This window comes from Streptomyces sp. NPDC091287, from assembly GCF_044768525.1.
GTDB lineage: Bacteria > Actinomycetota > Actinomycetes > Streptomycetales > Streptomycetaceae > Streptomyces.
This window is the reverse complement of the sequence record NZ_JBIVUV010000008.1, coordinates 68,180-85,515: the sequence shown is the minus strand read 5'-3', so window position 1 is coordinate 85,515 and position 17,336 is coordinate 68,180. Positions and strand designations below refer to the sequence as shown.

The window sequence follows — 17,336 nt, the reverse complement described above, 5'->3', positions numbered from 1 at the left end:
GAACAGCACGTGGCCCCACTGATGATCGAAGTCGAAGAAGTCACCAAGAAGTACGGTGCGGCGACCGCACTGGACCAGGTGAGCCTCAGCGTCCCGAAGGGGGCCATTCTGGGTCTGCTCGGCCACAACGGCGCGGGCAAGACCACGCTCGTCAACATCCTGAGCACCCTGCGCCGGGCCACTTCGGGCCGTGTCGCGGTCTGCGGTCTCGACGTACGGCAGGAGGCCGAGGAAGTACGCCGCCGCATCGGCCTCACCGGCCAGTACGCAGCCGTGGACGAGACCCTCTCGGGGCGGACCAATCTGGTGCTGCTCGCCCGTCTCCTCGGTGCGAGCAGGGCCCAGGCTGCCGAGCGCGCCGACGAACTGCTGGAGGTCTTCGGGCTGTCGGCGGCGGCGGGCCGCACCGCCAAGAACTACTCGGGCGGCATGCGGCGCCGGCTCGATCTCGCGGCGAGCCTGGTGGGCCGCCCCGAGGTGATCTTCCTCGACGAACCGACCACGGGGCTCGACCCCATCGCCCGGCGCGAACTGTGGGAGATCGTCGAGCGGCTCGCGGGCGAGGGCACCACCGTGCTGCTGACCACGCAGTACCTGGAGGAGGCCGACTACCTGGCGGACTCCATCACGGTGCTGGCCGACGGCCGGGTGATCGCCTCGGGCACGGCGGACGAGCTCAAGTCCCGCGTCGGGCACCGCAGCGTCTCCATGACGCTGCGCGGCCCCGACGACCGGCCCCGCATCGTCGACGCCCTGCTCCGGGGCGGTCTGGCCCCCGCCCATGACGAGTCCGGCCTGGTCGTCACCGTCCCCGTCATGGATTCCACGGGCCTCGCCACCATCGTGCGCACCGCGGACGAGGCGGCGGTCGAGATCGCGGGGCTCGCCTACTCCGAGCCCACGCTCGACGACGTCTACATGGCCCTGAACCACTCCACCACCCCCGCGCACGCACACGCGCAGTAAGGGACGCCCCGATGAGTGTGACCACCAACCGGGCGGCCGAGCCCGGCGTACGCCACGACAGCCCGGACGCCCCAAAGACCACGGACGCCCAGGACGGACCGAACACCGCGGCCGGGGCGGCACCCCGCTTCCAGGGCGCGACCATCGCGCGTCAGATACAGGTGCTCTCAGGGCGCTCGCTGAGGGCTCTGCGGGAGCCGGCCCTGGTGCTGCCCGGCATCCTCGAACCGATCCTGATGCTGACCGTGTTCAGCCAGGTCTTCAAGAGCGTCTCGCAGACCACCAGCTTCCCCGCGGGAGTCAGTTACGTCGACTACCTGCTGCCGGCCTTCCTGGTCACCAGCGCGGTGAACGCCGGGCTGAAGTCCGGAGTGGCGCTGACCACGGAGATGAACAACGGCATCATCGCCCGCTTCCAGTCCATGCCGGTCCACACCGGCTCGGTCCTGGTCGGCCGGTCCGTCGCCGACACGGTGCTCAGCGCCGTCAACCTGCTGGCGATGCTGGTGGCGGGGGCGCTGGTCTTCGGCTTCTCTCCGGACGGCGGCGTGCTCGGTGCGCTGGGTGCGCTGATGGTCGCCACGGTGCTCGGCTGGTCGCTCGGCTGGGTCTTCATGGCGCTCTCGGCATGGCTGCGCCGCCCCGAGGCGATGCAACCGGTCGGAGGCATCATCAACATGGTCCTGCTGTTCGCCTCCAACGCCTTCGTCCCCACCGACGGACTGCCGGGCTGGCTGCGCGGCTTCGCCGAGGTCAACCCGATGTCCCACGCCATCACCGCGGCCAGGGAACTGGCGCTGGGCGAACCGCGGCTCAGCAGCGTCCTCGTCCCGCTGGGCATCTGCGTGGCGGTCGTGGTGCTGATGGCTCCCCTCGCGATCCACAACTTCCGCCGCGTCAAGTAACCCCGTTATGTTGTCCGTGGTTCCGCAACGGGGCCGCTGGACTCCGGGCCCGGCATGACTGTTGCCCCCTGCCGCCGGCCATCGGTGGTTCACGGTGACGGTGACGGGCGGACGGTGGTAGCCGGCGGGCTCGCCTGCGGTTTTGCTGTTGTACGGGGTGATGCGCGAGCGGACCTCGCGCGGGCACTCGCGTGAGCGTCGGGGCCGCAGTGGTGACCGGCCGATCTCGGCGAGTCCGAGGCGACGGTCACGGCTGCGGGCTGATGGGGGAAGAGCCGCACGGTGTGATCACCGAGCGGCGAACGACGTGCAGGGCCCGGGTGAACGAGATCCGCTCGGCAGCGGCCTTGGCGTGCTTGTTCGGCTGGATCAAGGACGGGTAACTCCCGTCCGGCAGCACTTCCCCGACCCGGCGGGCCGCCCGGCGTTCGATCCTCCACAGCAGGTGAGCTCCCCGGTCACGGAACCGGTGCCGGCAAACCAGTCCCCTCAGTCCGCGGTCCGCCAGGACCAGTGTCCCCGTTGCGGAGCCACCAAGACGGTGATGGGGGACTCGCGGGGCCCGGGGCTGCTGCCCCCGGGCCCCGGCGTCAGGCTCACAGGCTCCTGAGCCGGTCCCGCAGGATCCGTCCGACCTCGGCCACCGGGCCCTCCTGAAGCAGCTGACGGTGCTCGCAGTCGATGTCCACGGTCTCCACCGTCCCCGTGACGTACGGCTTCAGCCGCGCCACCGAGTGCTCCGCCTTGCCCTCGGGGTGGTCCTCGTCGCGGGTGGCGACGAACAGCAGCACGTCCCCGTCGAAGACCTCGGGCTCGTGGTCCAGCGTCAGGTCCCAGTTGTTGTTGTTGACCGCTCCGATGCGCAGGATGTGCTCGTCGTCGAAGGTGGCCAGCGCGCTGCCCTCCTCCTTGAGCACGGCCATCACCTTGTCGTGCTCCAGCGGGCCGTCCCCGAACATCCCCGGGTCGCGCCCGACGAAGTCCAGGAGCGACATCAGGACCTTCTGTTCGTCCGCCTCGACGTAGTCGTTGGTGAGTTCGGCGGAGACCACCGGCACCTGGTCGAGGTTGGCGAGCAGGGCGATCTCCTCGCCCCCTCGCCGCAGCTGGACCGCGATCTCGTGGGCCAGGAGTGCCCCCATCGACCAGCCGAGCAGGTGGTACGGGCCCGAGGGCTGCACCGACCGGATGCGCTCGACGTAGTGTCGCGCCATCTCCCCGATGGACCGCGGCAGTTCCTCCCGCCGGCTCAGGCCCCGGGCCTGGATGCCGTAGATCGGGCGGTCGCCGTCGATGTGGTGCATCAGCGCCGAGTACATCCAGCTGACGCCGCCGACCGGGTGGAGGCAGAAGACGGGTGCGGCGTCTCCCCCCGTGCGCAGCGGGAGCAGCACGTCGAACGCGTCGTCCTCCTGCCCGCCCTCGTTGATCAGCTCCAGCAGCGAGGCCACCGTGGGCGCCTGGAAGACGGCCCGGTTGGAGAGTGCGACTCCGAAGACCGAACGGATCCTGCTGGTGAGCTGAATGGAGACGATGCTGTCGCCGCCGAGCTCGAAGAAGTTGTCGTCGATGCCCACCCGGTCCAGCTTGAGCAGCGCCGCATAGAGCCCGCAGAGGAGTTCCTCGCGCGGGTTGCGCGGCCCGCGCCCGCCCGTGGACGCCCCGAAGTCCGGGGCGGGCAGTGCCTTGCGGTCGACCTTGCCGTTGGAGTTCAGCGGCAGGTCGTCGAGGACCACGAACGCCGAGGGCACCATGTAGTCGGGCAGCCGCTGCGCCAGTTGGTCCCGCAGCCCCGCCGGGTCGGCCCCGGCCACCGGGACGACGTACGCCACCAGCTTCTTGTTGCCGGGCTGGTCCTCCCTGACGGTCACCAGGTTCCGGGAGACCTGGGGCTGGTCGTCGATGGCCGACTCGATCTCGCCGAGCTCGATGCGCAGGCCCCTGATCTTCACCTGGTGGTCGGCGCGCCCGACGAACTCCACCTGCCCTTCGGCGTCCCAGCGGACCACGTCGCCGGTGCGGTACATGCGCTCGCCGGCCGTCCCGTACGGGTCGGGGACGAAGCGCTCCGCGGTCATGCCGGGCAGCCCGTGGTAGCCGCGGGCCGTACCCGTGCCCGCCAGGTAGAGCTCTCCGGCCACGCCGCGGACGACGGGCCGCAGCCGGTCGTCCAGGATGTAGGCCCTGGTGTTGTCCATCGGCCGTCCGATGGGCACGTTCCTTCCGGTCCGGTACGGGGCGCGCAGCGGGTGGCACAAGGTGTAGACGGTGGTCTCGGTGGGACCGTAGACATGGATGACCCGGGTGTCCCCGCAGGTGTCCAAGACCCGTTGGAACGCGGCGGGCGAGACCTGTTCGCCGCCCGTCCAGATCTGCGCGAGGGAGCCGAAGCAGCCGGGGTCCTCCTCGGCGAGCAGGTTGAACAGGGCCGTGGTCATGAAGACCGCGGTGAGCCCCTCCCGTTCGACGAGGCCGCGCAGCCGGGCCGCGTCGAGCTGGCCCTTGGGTGCCACGACCACCCGGCCGCCACCCAGCAGCGGCGCCCACAGTTCGTAGGTGGAGGCGTCGAAGGCGTACGGCGAGTGGAACAGCACCCGTTCGTGCCCGGTCTCCCACCTGCGGTCCGCCGCGAGCGCGACGATGTTGCGGTGGGTGATGGCGATGCCCTTCGGCTTCCCCGTCGAGCCCGAGGTGTACATGATGTACGCGAGGGCGTCGGCGTGCTGGGGGACGGCGGGCGCGCCCGGGTCGGTGCCGTCGCCGGTGTCCGGTCCTTCGTCGTCCACGACCAGGACGCGGGCCCCGTGCCGGAACTCCACCGAGGCCATGGCCCGGTCGACGAGCAGGGCCACGCACTGGGTCTCCTCGACGATCAGTTCCAGGCGCGGCACCTGGTAGCGGACGTCCAGCGGTACGTACGCCGCTCCGGCCTTCAGTACCGCGAGGGTGGTGACCACCAGGTCGACCGAGCGCTCCTGGAGCACCGCGACCCGCGAGTCCGGGGTGACCCCCGCCTCGACCAGCCTCCTGGCCAGCCGGTTGGCGCGGGCTTCCAGCTCGGCGTAGGTGAGCCGGATTCCGTCGCCCGACACCGCGACGGCGTCCGGGGTGCCGGCCGCCCGGGCCGCGAACAGCTCGGGCACGCTGCCGCCGGGCATCTCCCGCGCGGTGTCGTTCACCTCGTGCAGGAGCAGGTCGCGCTCCTGCGGCGAGAGCAGTTCGATCGCCCCGACGGGCCGAGCCGGGTCGGCGACGGCCGCGGTCAGCAGCCGCACCAGCCGGTCGGCGAAGGATTCGGCCGTGGCGCGGTCGAACAGGGCGGTGTTGTACTCCAGATGACCGCCCAAGTCGGCGCTCTCGCGCGTGCCCGGCTCCTCGGCGAAGTTGAACGAGAGGTCGAACTTGGCGATCTCCGCGGTCGTCGGCTGCGGGGCCAGGGTCAGCCCGGGCAGCTCCAGCGCCGCCTCCTCGTTGTTGTCCAGGCTGATGGCCACCTGGAACAGCGGGTTGCGCGAGAGCGTGCGTACCGGATTGAGCTCATCGACCAGCCGCTCGAAGGGGACGTCCTGATGGCCGAAGGCCGCCAGGTCGGTCTCCTTGACCCGTTCGACCAGTTCGGCGAAGCCCGGGTCGCCCGACAGGTCGGCACGCAGCACCAGCGAGTTGACGAAGAAGCCCACGAGCTCCTCCAGTGCCTCCTCTCCGCGCCCCGCGACCACCGTGCCCAGCGGGATGTCCGTCCCGCCGCCCAGCCGGTGGAGCAGCGCCGCGACGGCGGCGTGCAGCACCATGAAGAGGCTGGAGCCGGTCTCGGCGGCGATGCGGTGCGCCCCGCGGACGGTTTCGTCGGGGAAGCGCAGCGGGACGTGCCCGCCGACGTTGCCCGCCTCGGCCGACCGCGGCCGGTCCAGGGGGAGTTCCAGTTCCTCGGGGAGTGCCGCCAGTGCTGTGCGCCAGTAGGTCAGCTGGCGGGCGAAGGCGCTGTCCTGGCCGGTCTCGTCGCCCAGTACCCGCTGCTGCCACAGGGCGTAGTCCGGGTACTGCACCGGCAGCGGTGCGAACGCGGGTGCGCGGCCTTCGGCGCGGGCCTTGTAGGCGGTCCCGATGTCGCGGGCGAGCGGCGCCAGCGAGGAGCCGTCACCCGCGATGTGGTGGAGGACCAGGACCAGGACGTGCTCACGCGGTGCGAGTGCCAGCAGGTGGGCGCGGAGCGGTATCTCGGTCGCCAGGTCGAAGTCGGCCACCGCCAGCGTGCCGAGCACACCGTCCAGTTCCTGTTCCGTGACGTCCCTGGTGTCGAGCGCGAGGTCGTACTCCCCCGCGTCGAGGATGTGCTGGCGCGGGACGCCGCCCTCGGCGGGGAAGACCGTGCGCAGGCTCTCGTGCCGGGTCACCACGTCGGCCAGCCCGGACCGCAGGGCGGGGGCGTCGAGGTCGCCGAGGAGCCGGACGGCCAGCTGGATGTTGTACGAGCCGTCGGTGTCCTGCACCGAGTCGATGAACCAGAGCCTGCGCTGCGCGTAGGACAGCGGGATCACGTCCGGCCGCTCGACCGCCTCCAGGCGGCGGCGCGCCTGAGCGGCGTCCGCCGTCCTGGCCGCCAGGGCCGCGACGGTCGGCGCCTCGAACACGGCGCGCACCGGCACCTCGACCTCGAAGGCGTTCCTGATGCGGTTCACCAGGCGCGTCGCCAGCAGGGAGTGTCCGCCCAGGTCGAAGAAGCTGTCGTCGATGCCGACTTCGGCGATGCCGAGGACGTCGGCGTACAGCCCGCACAGGGCCGCCTCACGGGCGTCGCGCGGCGCGCGCCGCTCGCCCGCGCCGCCGTACTCGGGGGCGGGCAGGGCCCTGCGGTCGACCTTGCCGTTGGCCGTGAGCGGCAGCGCGTCCAGGGCCAGCAGCGCCGAAGGCACCATGTAGTCGGGGAGTTCGCCGCCGAGGTACTCCTTCAGCGCCCCCGTCTCCACCGGCCGCGTGGTGACCACGTAGCCGACGAGCCGCTTGTCGCCCGGCCGGTCCTCGCGGACCACCACGGTGGCCTGGGCCACGTCCGGGTGGCGCGAGAGCCGGTCCTCGATCTCGCCGAGCTCGATGCGGAAGCCGCGGAGCTTGATCTGGTCGTCGGCCCGGCCGACGAACTCGACCACGCCGCCCGCGGTCCACCGGGCGAGGTCGCCCGTGCGGTACATACGGGTCCCTGCGGGGCCGAAGGGGTCGGCGACGAACCGGCTCGCGGTCAGCGCCCGCTGTCCCGTGTAGCCGCGGGCCAGGCCGGCGCCCGCGATGTACAGCTCGCCCGCCACGCCGCACGGGGCCGGGCGCAGCGCGGCGTCCAGGACGTAGACGCGCATGTTGTCCAGCGGACGCCCGACCGGGATGTGTGCCGGTACGGGCTCGTCGGCGGCGATGGCGTGGCTGAGCGCGAAGGTGGTCGTCTCGGTCGGGCCGTAGCCGTCCACGACCACGGTGTCCGGGCAGGACTCGCGGACGCGGCGCACCGCGGCGGCCGGGACGACGTCGCCGCCCGTCCACACCTCGCGGACCCCCGCGAGGCAGCCGGGGGACTCCTCTGCGACCAGCCGGAACAGCCCGGCGGTGAGCCACAGTCCGGTCACCCGCTGCTCGGCGAGCACCCGTTCCAGGCCCGCCACGTCGAGGTCGTGCGGGGGTGCCACGACGACGGTCCCGCCGCCCAGCAGCGGCACCCAGAACTCGTACGTCGAGGCGTCGAACGCGGTGGGCGAGTGGAGCAGCACCCGCTCGTGCGCCCCGTCCTGCCAGCGCCGGTCGAAGGCGAGCTCGACCACGTCGCGCTGGGTGATCTCGACGCCCTTGGCCAGCCCCGTGGAGCCGGAGGTGTACATCACGTACGCCAACTGCTGTTGGTGGACCGTGATGCGAGGCGCCGGCGCCTCGGGGGCCTCATCGGCCGACTGTGCGTTCAGCACGGCGATGCCGAGCTCGGCGGCGCGGGAGGCGAGCGCGGTGTCGGTGACCACGACCGGTGCGCCGGTGTCGGACACCACGTGCCGCAGCCTGGCGGGCGGGTCGGTGTCGCGCAGCGGCACGTAGACGCCGCCCGCCTTGAGGATGGCGAGGACGGCAGCGGGCAGTGCCGCAGAGCGCTCCATCAGTACGGTGACCGGGGTTTCGCGGGTCACGCCGAGCGCGCAGAGCCGGGCTGCCAGCCGGTCCGAGAGCTCGTCGAGCCCTCGGTAGTCGAGGCGGTCCTCGCCGCAGACGACGGCAGGGGCGTCGGGGGTACGGGCGGCCTGGGCGCGGAAGAGCTCGGGGACGCTCTGCCCCGGGACCTCGCGCGCGGTGTCGTTCCATGCGACGAGCAGCGTCTCGCGCTCGGCTGCGGAGAGCGTTTCGAGGGTGTCGACCTTGCGGTCGGGTGCACTGGCGAACTGCTCGATGAGCAGCCGCAGCCGCTCGCCGAGCGCGTGCGCGGTGGCGTCGTCGAACACGTCGGGCCGGTAGTCGATCTTCAGCGTGAGGGCCGTGCCGTCCGACGCGCTGAGCGAGAGCGGGTAGTGCGTGCCGTCCATGATCTCGACGCCGGTGACGTCGAGGCCCTGCTGCCGCTCTTCGTGCCGTTCGGCGGCGTCCACCGGGAAGTTGCTGAACTCGGTGGAGGTGTCGAAGAGCGCGCCCGTGCCGGCGATCCGCTGGATGTCGGTGAGCCCGAGGTACTTGTGCGGGAGCAGCTCGTACTGGGTCTCCTGGAGCCGGGTCAGCAACGAGAGCAGGGTGTCGCCGCGCTCGATGCGCACCCGTACGGGGAGGGTGTTGATGAAGAGGCCCACCATGGTCTCGACGCCCGGGAGTTCGGCGGGGCGGCCGTTGACCGTCTCGCCGAAGAGTACGTCGTCGCGGCCGGTGAGACCGGCGATCAGCAGTCCCCAGGCGCCCTGGACCACGGTGTTCTTGGTCAGGCCGTGCCTGCGCGCCCGGGCCGTGAGGGCGGCGGTGGCCTCGGCGGACAGGGCGATCTGGTGGGTCCTGGGCCGCAGTGCCGCGCGCCCGGGGTCGACGGGGGCCACCAGCGCGGGCTCGGTCACTCCGTCGAGTGCCCGCCGCCATGCTTCCTGGGCGGCGGTACGGTCCTGTCCCGCGAGCCAGGCCAGGTACTCCTTGTACGGGGTCACCCGGGGCAGTCCCGAGGCGTCGCCGCCCGCCTGGTGGATCTCGAAGAGCTCCGCCGCCAGGATCGGGCCCGACCAGCCGTCGAAGAGGATGTGGTGGTTGGTCAGGAGGAGCCGGTGCTCTTCGGCTCCGAGCCGCACCAGGGTGAAGCGCAGCAGCGGGGACCGGCGGGGATCGAACCGTTCGCCCAGCGCCTGGGTGGTCAGCCGGTCGAGTGCGGCGGGGCGCTCGTCGGGGGCGAGGCCACCCAGGTCGTGCTCCCGCCACACCACTTCGGCCTCGCGCGGGATGATCTGGAGCGACTGGCCCGACGCACCGGGCCTGAAGGCCGCGCGCAGGTTCTCGTGGCGCAGCAGCAGGGCGCGCGCCGAGTCCCGCAGCCGGCCGGGGACGAGTTCGCCGCGCAGGTCGAACGCCATCAGGGTGGTGTACATGTCCGCGCCGCGGTCGTCGTACAGCGCGTGGAAGAGCAGTCCCTCCTGGAGCGGGGAGAGCGGCAGTACGTCGCTCACCCCGTCGCGAGCGGACTCCAGGCGGTCGATCTCCTCCTGGTCGAGGGTGACCAGAGTGAGGTCGGACGGGCTGAGCCCGCCCGTTTCGCCCGCGCCGTCGGCGTGGCGCACCACGGCCTCCAGTGCCCGGAACCATCCGGCGGCGAGCGCGCGGATGTCGTCCTCGGAGAACAGTTCGCGGGCCCAGATCCAGTTGGCGACCAGGTGCGGCCCGTCCGGGTGGGTCACGGCGGTGGCGGTGACGTCGAGCGGGTGCGGCAGGGCCATGGCGGCCTCCGCCACCGACACATCGTGGGTGACGCGCGGCTCCAGGTCGGCCGGCTCCTGCGACTCGCCCATGCGGCCCAGGTAGTTGAAGCCGATCTGCGGCTGCCCGTAGCGGCCGAGCACCTGCGAGGTCTGCGGGTTGAGGTGGCGCAGCAGCCCGTAGCCGATGCCGTTGTCGGGCAGGGCGCGCAGTTGTTCCTTGATCCGTTTGATGGCCCTCCCGACGCCGGGGCCGCCCGCCCAGAGCTCGTCGTCGGCCGCCTCGCCGGGGGCCAGCCGCACCGGGTAGAGGCTGGTGAACCAGCCGACCGTACGGGACAGGTCGGCGCCTTCGACGATCTCCTCGCGGCCGTGGCCCTCGAGGTCAATGAGGATGTCGTCACCCTCGCCCCGGCCGGTGCGTTCGCGCCAGTCGGTGAGGGCGAGGGCGAACGCGGCCAGCAGGACGTCGTTGACGCCGGCGTTGAACAGTGCCGGGATGCGTCCGATGAGGGGCTGGGTGAGGGCGGCGGGCAGGGTCAGGGTCAGCTGGGACGCGGTGCCGAAGCGGTCCTTGGCGGGGTCGATCGGGCGCGGTGTCAGGGCCGGGTCCGGCCCGCCGAGCACTTCGCGCCAGAGCGTCAGTTCGCGCATCCGCTCCGGCTGTCCCGCCAACTCGGAGAGCGCCTGGGACCAGCGGCGGAAGGAGGTGCCGACCGGTTCGAGCTCGACTGCCCTGCCGGCCATGAGTGCCGTGAAGGCGGCCTCCAGGTCGGGGTTGAGGATCCGCCAGGAGACGCCGTCGACCGCCAGGTGGTGGATGATCACGGTGAGTCGGCCGGGGGCTTCGGTGCCCGCGTCGAACCAGACGCAGCGCACCATGGTGCCCGCCTCCGGGTCGAGGCCCGACTGGGCGTCGGTGACCTCCTGGACGGCGCGGGCGTCGAGTTCCGCCTCGCTCAGGTCGGCAGCGAGCAGCTCGGCGACGTCGACGCGGTGGACGCATCCGTCCGCGCGTACGGTGCCGGGCGGGGCGATCTCCAGGGTCCAGCCGAAGTCGTCCGCGATGCGCGCCAGGGACATGCGCAGCGCGTCGTGGTGGTCGATGACGGCCTGCAGGGCCCCGGTCACCACCGTGCGGTCGGCGCCGGGCGGCACCGGGACGGACATGGTCTGGTTGAACTCGTCGATGGCGCCGCCGCGTTCACGTATCCAGTGGATGATCGGGGTGAGCGGCACCTCGCCGATGCCGTCGCTGTCGGCCGCGGCGCTTGTTTCCCGCTGCTCGTCGCGGCTCGCGTCGGCCGCGGCCACGGTTGCCGCGAGGTGTTCCACCGTGCGGTGTTCGAAGACGTCGCGGGGGCTGAACCGGAGGCCTGCCGCGCGTGCCCGGCCGACCAGCTGGATCGAGCTGATGCTGTCGCCGCCCAGCTCGAAGAAGCCGGTGTCGATGCCGGGCGGCTGCACGCCGAGGACCTCGGCGAAGAGCCCGACCAGCGTCTCCTCGGTGGCGTTGCGCGGGGCGCGGACGGGTCCTTCGGCGATCTCGGGCTCGGGCAGGGCCTTGCGGTCGAGCTTGCCGTTGACCGTGAGCGGCAGTGCGTCCAGGTGCATGAAGAGGGACGGCACCATGTAGTCCGGCAGGGACGTGGCGACGTGCCGGTGCAGTTCGGTCCCTTCGGGCTGCCGTCCGTCCACCGGGACGACGTAGGCCACCAGGCGTTTGACGCCCGGCTGGGACTCGTGGGCGACGACCGCGCAGCGCTCGACGTCGGGGTGCTGGTCCAGGACGGTCTGGATTTCGCCGAGTTCGATGCGCAGGCCGCGGATCTTGACCTGGTGGTCGTCGCGGCCGACGAAGTCCAGTACGCCGTCCGCGCCGCGGCGGACCATGTCGCCGGTGCGGTACATGCGCTCGCCGGGTGCCCCGAAGGGGTCGGCGACGAACCGTTCGGAGGTCAGCCTGGGGCGGTCGAGGTAGCCGCGGGCGAGCGCGGGGCCCGCCAGGTACAGCTCGCCGACCACGCCGGGCGGCACCAGGCGCAGCGTGCCGTCCAGGACGTAGGCGCGGCTGCCGGAGATCGGGGTGCCGATGGCGGGCAGTCCGCTGCCCGGGGCGAGCGGCCGGGACATCACCGTCGCCACGGTCGCCTCGGTGGGGCCGTAGGCGACGACCAGACGGCGCCCGGGGCTCCACCGGTCGACCAGTTCGGCGGAGACCGTGTCGCCGCCGACGACCAGGCTCCGCAGGCCGGGCACGGTCGCCGGGTCCACGGTGGCCAGCGCGGCGGGCTGGATCTGCAGGTGGGTGACCGCGCGCGCGGCCAGTACGTCGGCGAGTGGATCGCCCGCCAGTGGTCCAGGTTCGGGTACGACGAGTGCCGCGCCGGACAGCAGGGTCATGCAGAGTTCCATGACGGAGGCGTCGAAGCTCGGTGACGCGTACTGGAGCACCCGGCTCTGCGCGGTGACGTCGAACCGCTCGCGCTCGGTCGCCGCGAACGCGGCGAGGCCCGAGTGGGTGACGACCACGCCCTTGGGCACCCCGGTGGAGCCGGAGGTGTAGATGACGTAGGCGGGGCTGTCCACGGTGAGCGGGGCCGTCCGGTCGGCGTCGGCCGGCGCCGTGCCGGGCAGCTCGGCGAGCCGGGCCGCGGTTCCGGGGGCGTCCAGGTCGACCACGTCGACGGGGGCGAGGGGTCCGGCCGGGGCTGAGTCCGGTGCGTCCGCCGCGTCCGGGAGCGCGCCCCGGTGCTCGCCGGTGGTGACCAGTGCGACCGGACGTGCGTCGGTGAGCATGAACGCGATGCGGTCCGCCGGGTAGGCGGGGTCGATCGGCAGATAGGCGGCTCCGGACTTGATGACCGCGAGCTGGGCGACGACCGACTCGACCGAGCGGCCCAGGAACAGTCCCACGGTCCGCTCGGGGCCCGCGCCGCGCTCGATGAGCAGCCGCGCCAGCCGGTTGGCCCGCTCGTCCAGTTCGGCGTAGCTGAGCCGCAGTCCGGGGGCGTCCACCGCGAGGGCGTCCGGGGTCTTCGCGACACGCTCGGCGAGCAGGTCGGGCAGGGTGGCGCGGGCGGTGTCGCCGGCCCCGGGCGCCACCATGGCGGCGCGTTCGCCGGCCGAGACCACGTCGAGTGCGCAGAGCGGGCGGGCCGGGTCGGCGGCGAATGCCTCCAGGACCCGCACCAGGCGCTCGCTGATCGCCGCGACGTCCGCCGGTGCGAACAGGTCGGGGCGGTACTGCCAGTGCACGGCCATCTCGTGGCCGCGCTGGGTGACGCCGAGCGCGAGCGGGTAGTGCATGGCGTCGTGGACCTTGGCGTCCACCACGCCGAGTTCCTGGGAGGAGCTCTCCAGTGCGTCGATGTCGACGGGGTAGTTCTCGAACACCAGGACGGTGTCGAAGAGTTCGCCCGCGCCGGTGAGGCGCTGTACGTCGGCGAGGCCCAGGTGCTGGTGGGCGAGGAGCCCGGCCTGCTGTGCCTGGACACGGGTCAGCAGCGTCAGCAGGGAGTCGCCGCGCTCGGTGCGGACCCGCACCGGCAGGGTGTTGATGAACAGGCCGACCATCTTCTCGACGCCGGGCAGCTCCGGCGGGCGGCCGGAGACGGTGGCGCCGAAGACCGCGTCCTCGCGTCCGGTGAGCGCGCCGAGCACCACGCCCCAGGCGCCCTGCACCAGGGTGTTGACGGTGAGCCCGTGTTCCCTGGCCCGGGAGACCAGGGTCTCGGTCAGCGGCTCGGGCAGGTGGACCGAGTGGCGCTCGGGGGTGAGCGGCTCGCGTCCCTGGCCGTCGGGGGCGATCAGGGTGGGCTCGTCCACCCCGTCGAGCGCGGAGCGCCAGGCGTTCTCGGACGCGCCCTTGTCCTGGGCGACCAGCCAGGTCAGGTAGTCCTTGTAGGGAGCAACGGGCGGCAGTGCGGATGCGTCACCCCCGGTGCCGTACAGCTCGAAGAGCTCGCCCACGAAGAGCGGCATCGACCAGCCGTCGAGCGCGATGTGATGCACCGTCAGAACGAAGCGGTGCTGGTCGTCGGCGAGCCGCACCAGGGTGCAGCGCATCAGCGGGGGCACGGTGAGGTCGAAGCGGCGGGTGCGGTCGTCGTCGAGCAGCCGTGCCAGCTCGCGCTCCTGCTCCTCGCCCGCGAGGTGGCTCAAGTCGGCGTTGGACCACGGGAGTTCGACGTCGGACGGGATCAGCTGGAGCGGGCTGCCCGCCTTGCTGGTGACGAAGTGGGCGCGCAGGTTGTCGTGGCGGCGCAGCAGAGTGTCGGCGGCGTTGCGCAGTGCGGCGGCGTCCAGGGGGCCGCTCAGTTCCAGGGCGGACTGGATGGTGTAGACGTCGGACGCCGCGTCGTCGTACAGGCCGTGGAAGTGCAGGCCCTGCTGGAGCGGGGAGAGCGGCAGGACGTCGGCGAGGCCGGGGCGGGCCGCTTCCAGCCGGTCGATCTCGGCCTGGTCCACGGAGACCAGGGGCAGGTCGGACGGGGTGAGCCCGCCCGCGCCCGGGGTCAGCGCGTGGTCGGCCAGGGCCGTGAGCGCCTCGAACCAGAGGTCGGCCATGCGGCGCACCTCGTCATCGCTGAGCAGTGCGCCCGACCAGGTCCAGGTGGCGGCGAGGCGCCGGCCTCCGGGATACTCCACGGTCGCCGCGTTGAGCTCCAGGGTGTACGGGAGCGGCATCGCCGCTTCCCCGGCGAGGTCGTCCACGCGCACGGTGTCCGCCAGGGCGGCCTGTGTCTCGTCGGCCTCGCCCAGGCGGCCCAGGTAGTTGAAGCCGATCTGGGGCTCGGCGTGGGCGGCCAGTTCGGGGGCCGTCTCGGGGTTGAGGTGGCGCAGCAGTCCGTAACCGATGCCCTTGTCGGGGATGGCGCGCAGCTGCTCCTTGACCCGCTTGACGGCGGTGCCGACGGCGGGGCCGCCCGAGCGGAGTTCACCGGCGGGCGCGGCGCCCGGGTCGATGGCGACCGGGTAGAGGCTGGTGAACCAGCCGACCGTACGGGACAGGTCGATGCCGTCCGCGATCTCCTCGCGCCCGTGGCCCTCCAGGCCCACCAGTACGGCGGAGCCCTCGCCCCGTCCGCGCTCCTCGCGCCAGCGCGCCACGGCGATGGCCAGTGCGGTGAGCAGCGTCTCGTCGGGCCCGGTGCGGAACCGCTCGGACACCCGGCCCAGCAGGGTCTCGGTGACCTCGGCGGGGAGCACCGCGGTCAGCTTGCGGCCCACTCCCGCCACGTCGCGCGCGGGGTCGGGCCTGCGGTCGGCGAGGACCGGGTCGGGGGTGGCCAGGACGGAGCGCCACAGCTCCAGTTCGGCTGTCCGCTCCGGCGCCGCGGCCTGCTCCGCCAGCACCCGTGACCAGTGCGCGAAGGAGGTGCCGACGGGGTCGAGCTCGATCCTGGCGCCCGTGCCCACGGCAGTGACGGCGGTGATGGCCGTTTCCAGGTCCGGCAGGAGGATGCGCCACGACACTCCGTCGACCGCCAGGTGGTGGACGGCGATCGCGAGGTGCCCATCGGCGCCCGGGCCCGCGTCGAACCAGACCGCCTGGACGATCCGGCCCTGCTCGGGGGCGAGCCGGGCGGTCGCATCGCGGACCGTTTCGCCGGCCGCTCCATCGGTGGCGGGGCCCGCCACGCGCAGCAGGCAGTCCCCGGCGCGCACCGAGCCCTTGGCGCCGGTCTCCAGGCTCCAGTCGCCGCGCTCGTCGCGCTTGAGGCGCAGGCGCAGTGCGTCGTGGTGGTCGAGCAGTGCCTGGAGCGCCTGCTGGAGCTGGGTTTCGGTGAGTCCGGCCGGGACCGGGACCGTCATGGTCTGGTTGAAGGTGTCGACCGGGCCGCCCAGGGCGCGCTGCCAGTGCATGATCGGGGTGAGGTTCACCGGGCCCACGCCGTCGTCGGCGTGGGTGACGGCCGGTTCGGGGGTTCTGGCGAGTGCGGCGAGCCGGGCGACGGTGCGGTGTTCGAAGACCTCCCGCAGGCTGAGCGGGATGCCCGCGGTGCGGGCGCGGTGGGCGAGCTGGATCGAGGAGATGCTGTCGCCGCCACGCTCGAAGAAGTTCTCGTGAATGCCGATCTCCTCGACGCCCAGCACCTCGGCGAAGAGTCCGGCCAGCAGCCGCTCCCGCTCGTCGCGGGGCTCCTGGCCGCCCTGCGCCACCGGCTCGGCCTGCTGGGCCCCGGGGGCGTCCAGCGGTTCGGCAGGGAGCCGTACGAGCAGTTCGCGCTGGGCTTCGGTGAGCACGGTCAGCTCGCCCACGGGGAGTTCGGGACGCGTGGCGAACGCCCGCAGCACCCCGACGAAGGCGTCGAGGAGGGCCCGTACCGCGTCCTTGTCGAAGAGGTCGGGCCGGTAGTCCAGCCGGAACGTCAGCTCGTCGCCGCGGAGTGCGCCCTCCAGGCTGAGCGGGTAGTGCGTGGCGTCCGCGGTGGTCGCCGCGACCGCGCCGATCCCCTCGGCCGCGTCGGACAGGGAGTCGGTGTCCACCGGGTAGTTCTCGAAGATCGCCATGACGTCGAAGAGCGGGCCCCGGCCGACGGCGCGCTGGATCTCCGTCAGACCGAGGTACTTGTACGGGAGGAGCTGGGTCTGCTCGTCCAGGAGCGCCCGGACGTTGTCGCCCAGCGACCGGTCCTTCGCCAGCCTCACCCGTACCGGCAGGGTGTTGATGAACATGCCCACCATGGACTCGACGCCGGTCAGCTCCGGCGGGCGGCCCGACACGGTCTCGCCGAAGACGACGTCGTCGCTCCCCGTCAGCTGGGAGAGCACGATGCCCCAGGCCGTCTGGATGACGCTGTTGGCGGTGGTGCCCAGTGCCCTGGCCCGGGCGACGAACTCCCGGGTAAGCTCGGCCGGTACGTGCTCCAGCAGTGTCTCGGGCAGGGTTGCCACCCCGGCCCTGCCCTCGGGGGTGACCAGGCTCGGGCGCTCGAGTCCCGCCAGGGCGCGGTTCCAGGCGGCCGTAGCCTCGGTGCGGTCCTGGCGGGCCAGCCAGCCGAGGTACTCGCGGTAGGAGATCACCGGGGGCAGCCCCGACTCGTCGCCGCCGTGGGTGTAGAGGTGCATGAGCTCGCTGAGGACGAGCGGCATCGACCAGCCGTCCAGCAGGATGTGATGGGCCGTCATCACGAAGCGGTACTCGTCGTCGGCGAGCCGCACCAGGGTGAACCGCAGCGGCGGCTTGGCGAGGTCGAAGCCGCGGGCCCGGTCCGCGTCCAGCAGCCGGGTCAGTTCCTCGCCGCGGCGGGCCTCGGGCACGGCGGTCAGGTCGTGCTCGGCCCACTCGGGTTCGGCGTGGTGCAGCACGACCTGGACCGGCTCGCCCGACTTGCGGTTGCGGAAGCTCACCCGCAGGTTGTCGTGGCGGCGCAGGATCGCCCGCGCCGCCTCGTGCAGGCTCTCGGCCCCGACCGCGCGGCGCAGGTCGAGCGCCATCTGGATCACATAGACATCGGTGCCCGACTCGTCGTGCAGGGCATGGAAGAACATGCCCTGCTGGAGTGGGGAGAGCGGCCACACATCCGCAAAACCGCGCTTGGTCACTTCGCTG

At 72.5% G+C, this 17,336-nt stretch carries 3 protein-coding genes; 2 read left to right on the top strand and 1 reads right to left on the bottom strand.

The genetic code is table 11. The annotated features are described in order from the left end of the window. The first annotated feature begins 21 nt into the window (after positions 1 to 21). Together ACIQRW_RS15325 and ACIQRW_RS15320 are read left to right on the top strand one after the other, a co-directional pair. A complete protein-coding gene (locus tag ACIQRW_RS15325; protein WP_403760282.1) occupies positions 22 to 966 on the top strand; it encodes an ATP-binding cassette domain-containing protein in 945 nt (314 codons plus the stop codon). Between the two features lie 11 nt (positions 967 to 977). Next, positions 978 to 1,871 carry an ABC transporter permease gene (locus ACIQRW_RS15320; RefSeq protein ID WP_403759630.1) on the top strand — a complete coding sequence of 298 codons (894 nt, stop codon included), beginning with the start codon at positions 978 to 980 and terminating at the stop codon, positions 1,869 to 1,871. Positions 1,872 to 2,467: 596 nt separating this feature from the next. Here ACIQRW_RS15320 and ACIQRW_RS15315 read toward each other — a convergent pair. Then, complete coding sequence (locus ACIQRW_RS15315) at positions 2,468 to 17,329, bottom strand: amino acid adenylation domain-containing protein (protein ID WP_403759626.1); 14,862 nt, start codon at positions 17,327 to 17,329, stop codon at positions 2,468 to 2,470. Positions 17,330 to 17,336 lie beyond the last annotated feature (7 nt).

Bases quoted from the DNA above. Each gene is read 5' to 3' on its own strand.
- ACIQRW_RS15325 (WP_403760282.1), top strand. From the start codon at position 22: ATGATCGAAGTCGAAGAAGTCACCAAGAAGTACGGTGCGGCGACCGCA.
- ACIQRW_RS15320 (WP_403759630.1), top strand. From the start codon at position 978: ATGAGTGTGACCACCAACCGGGCGGCCGAGCCCGGCGTACGCCACGAC.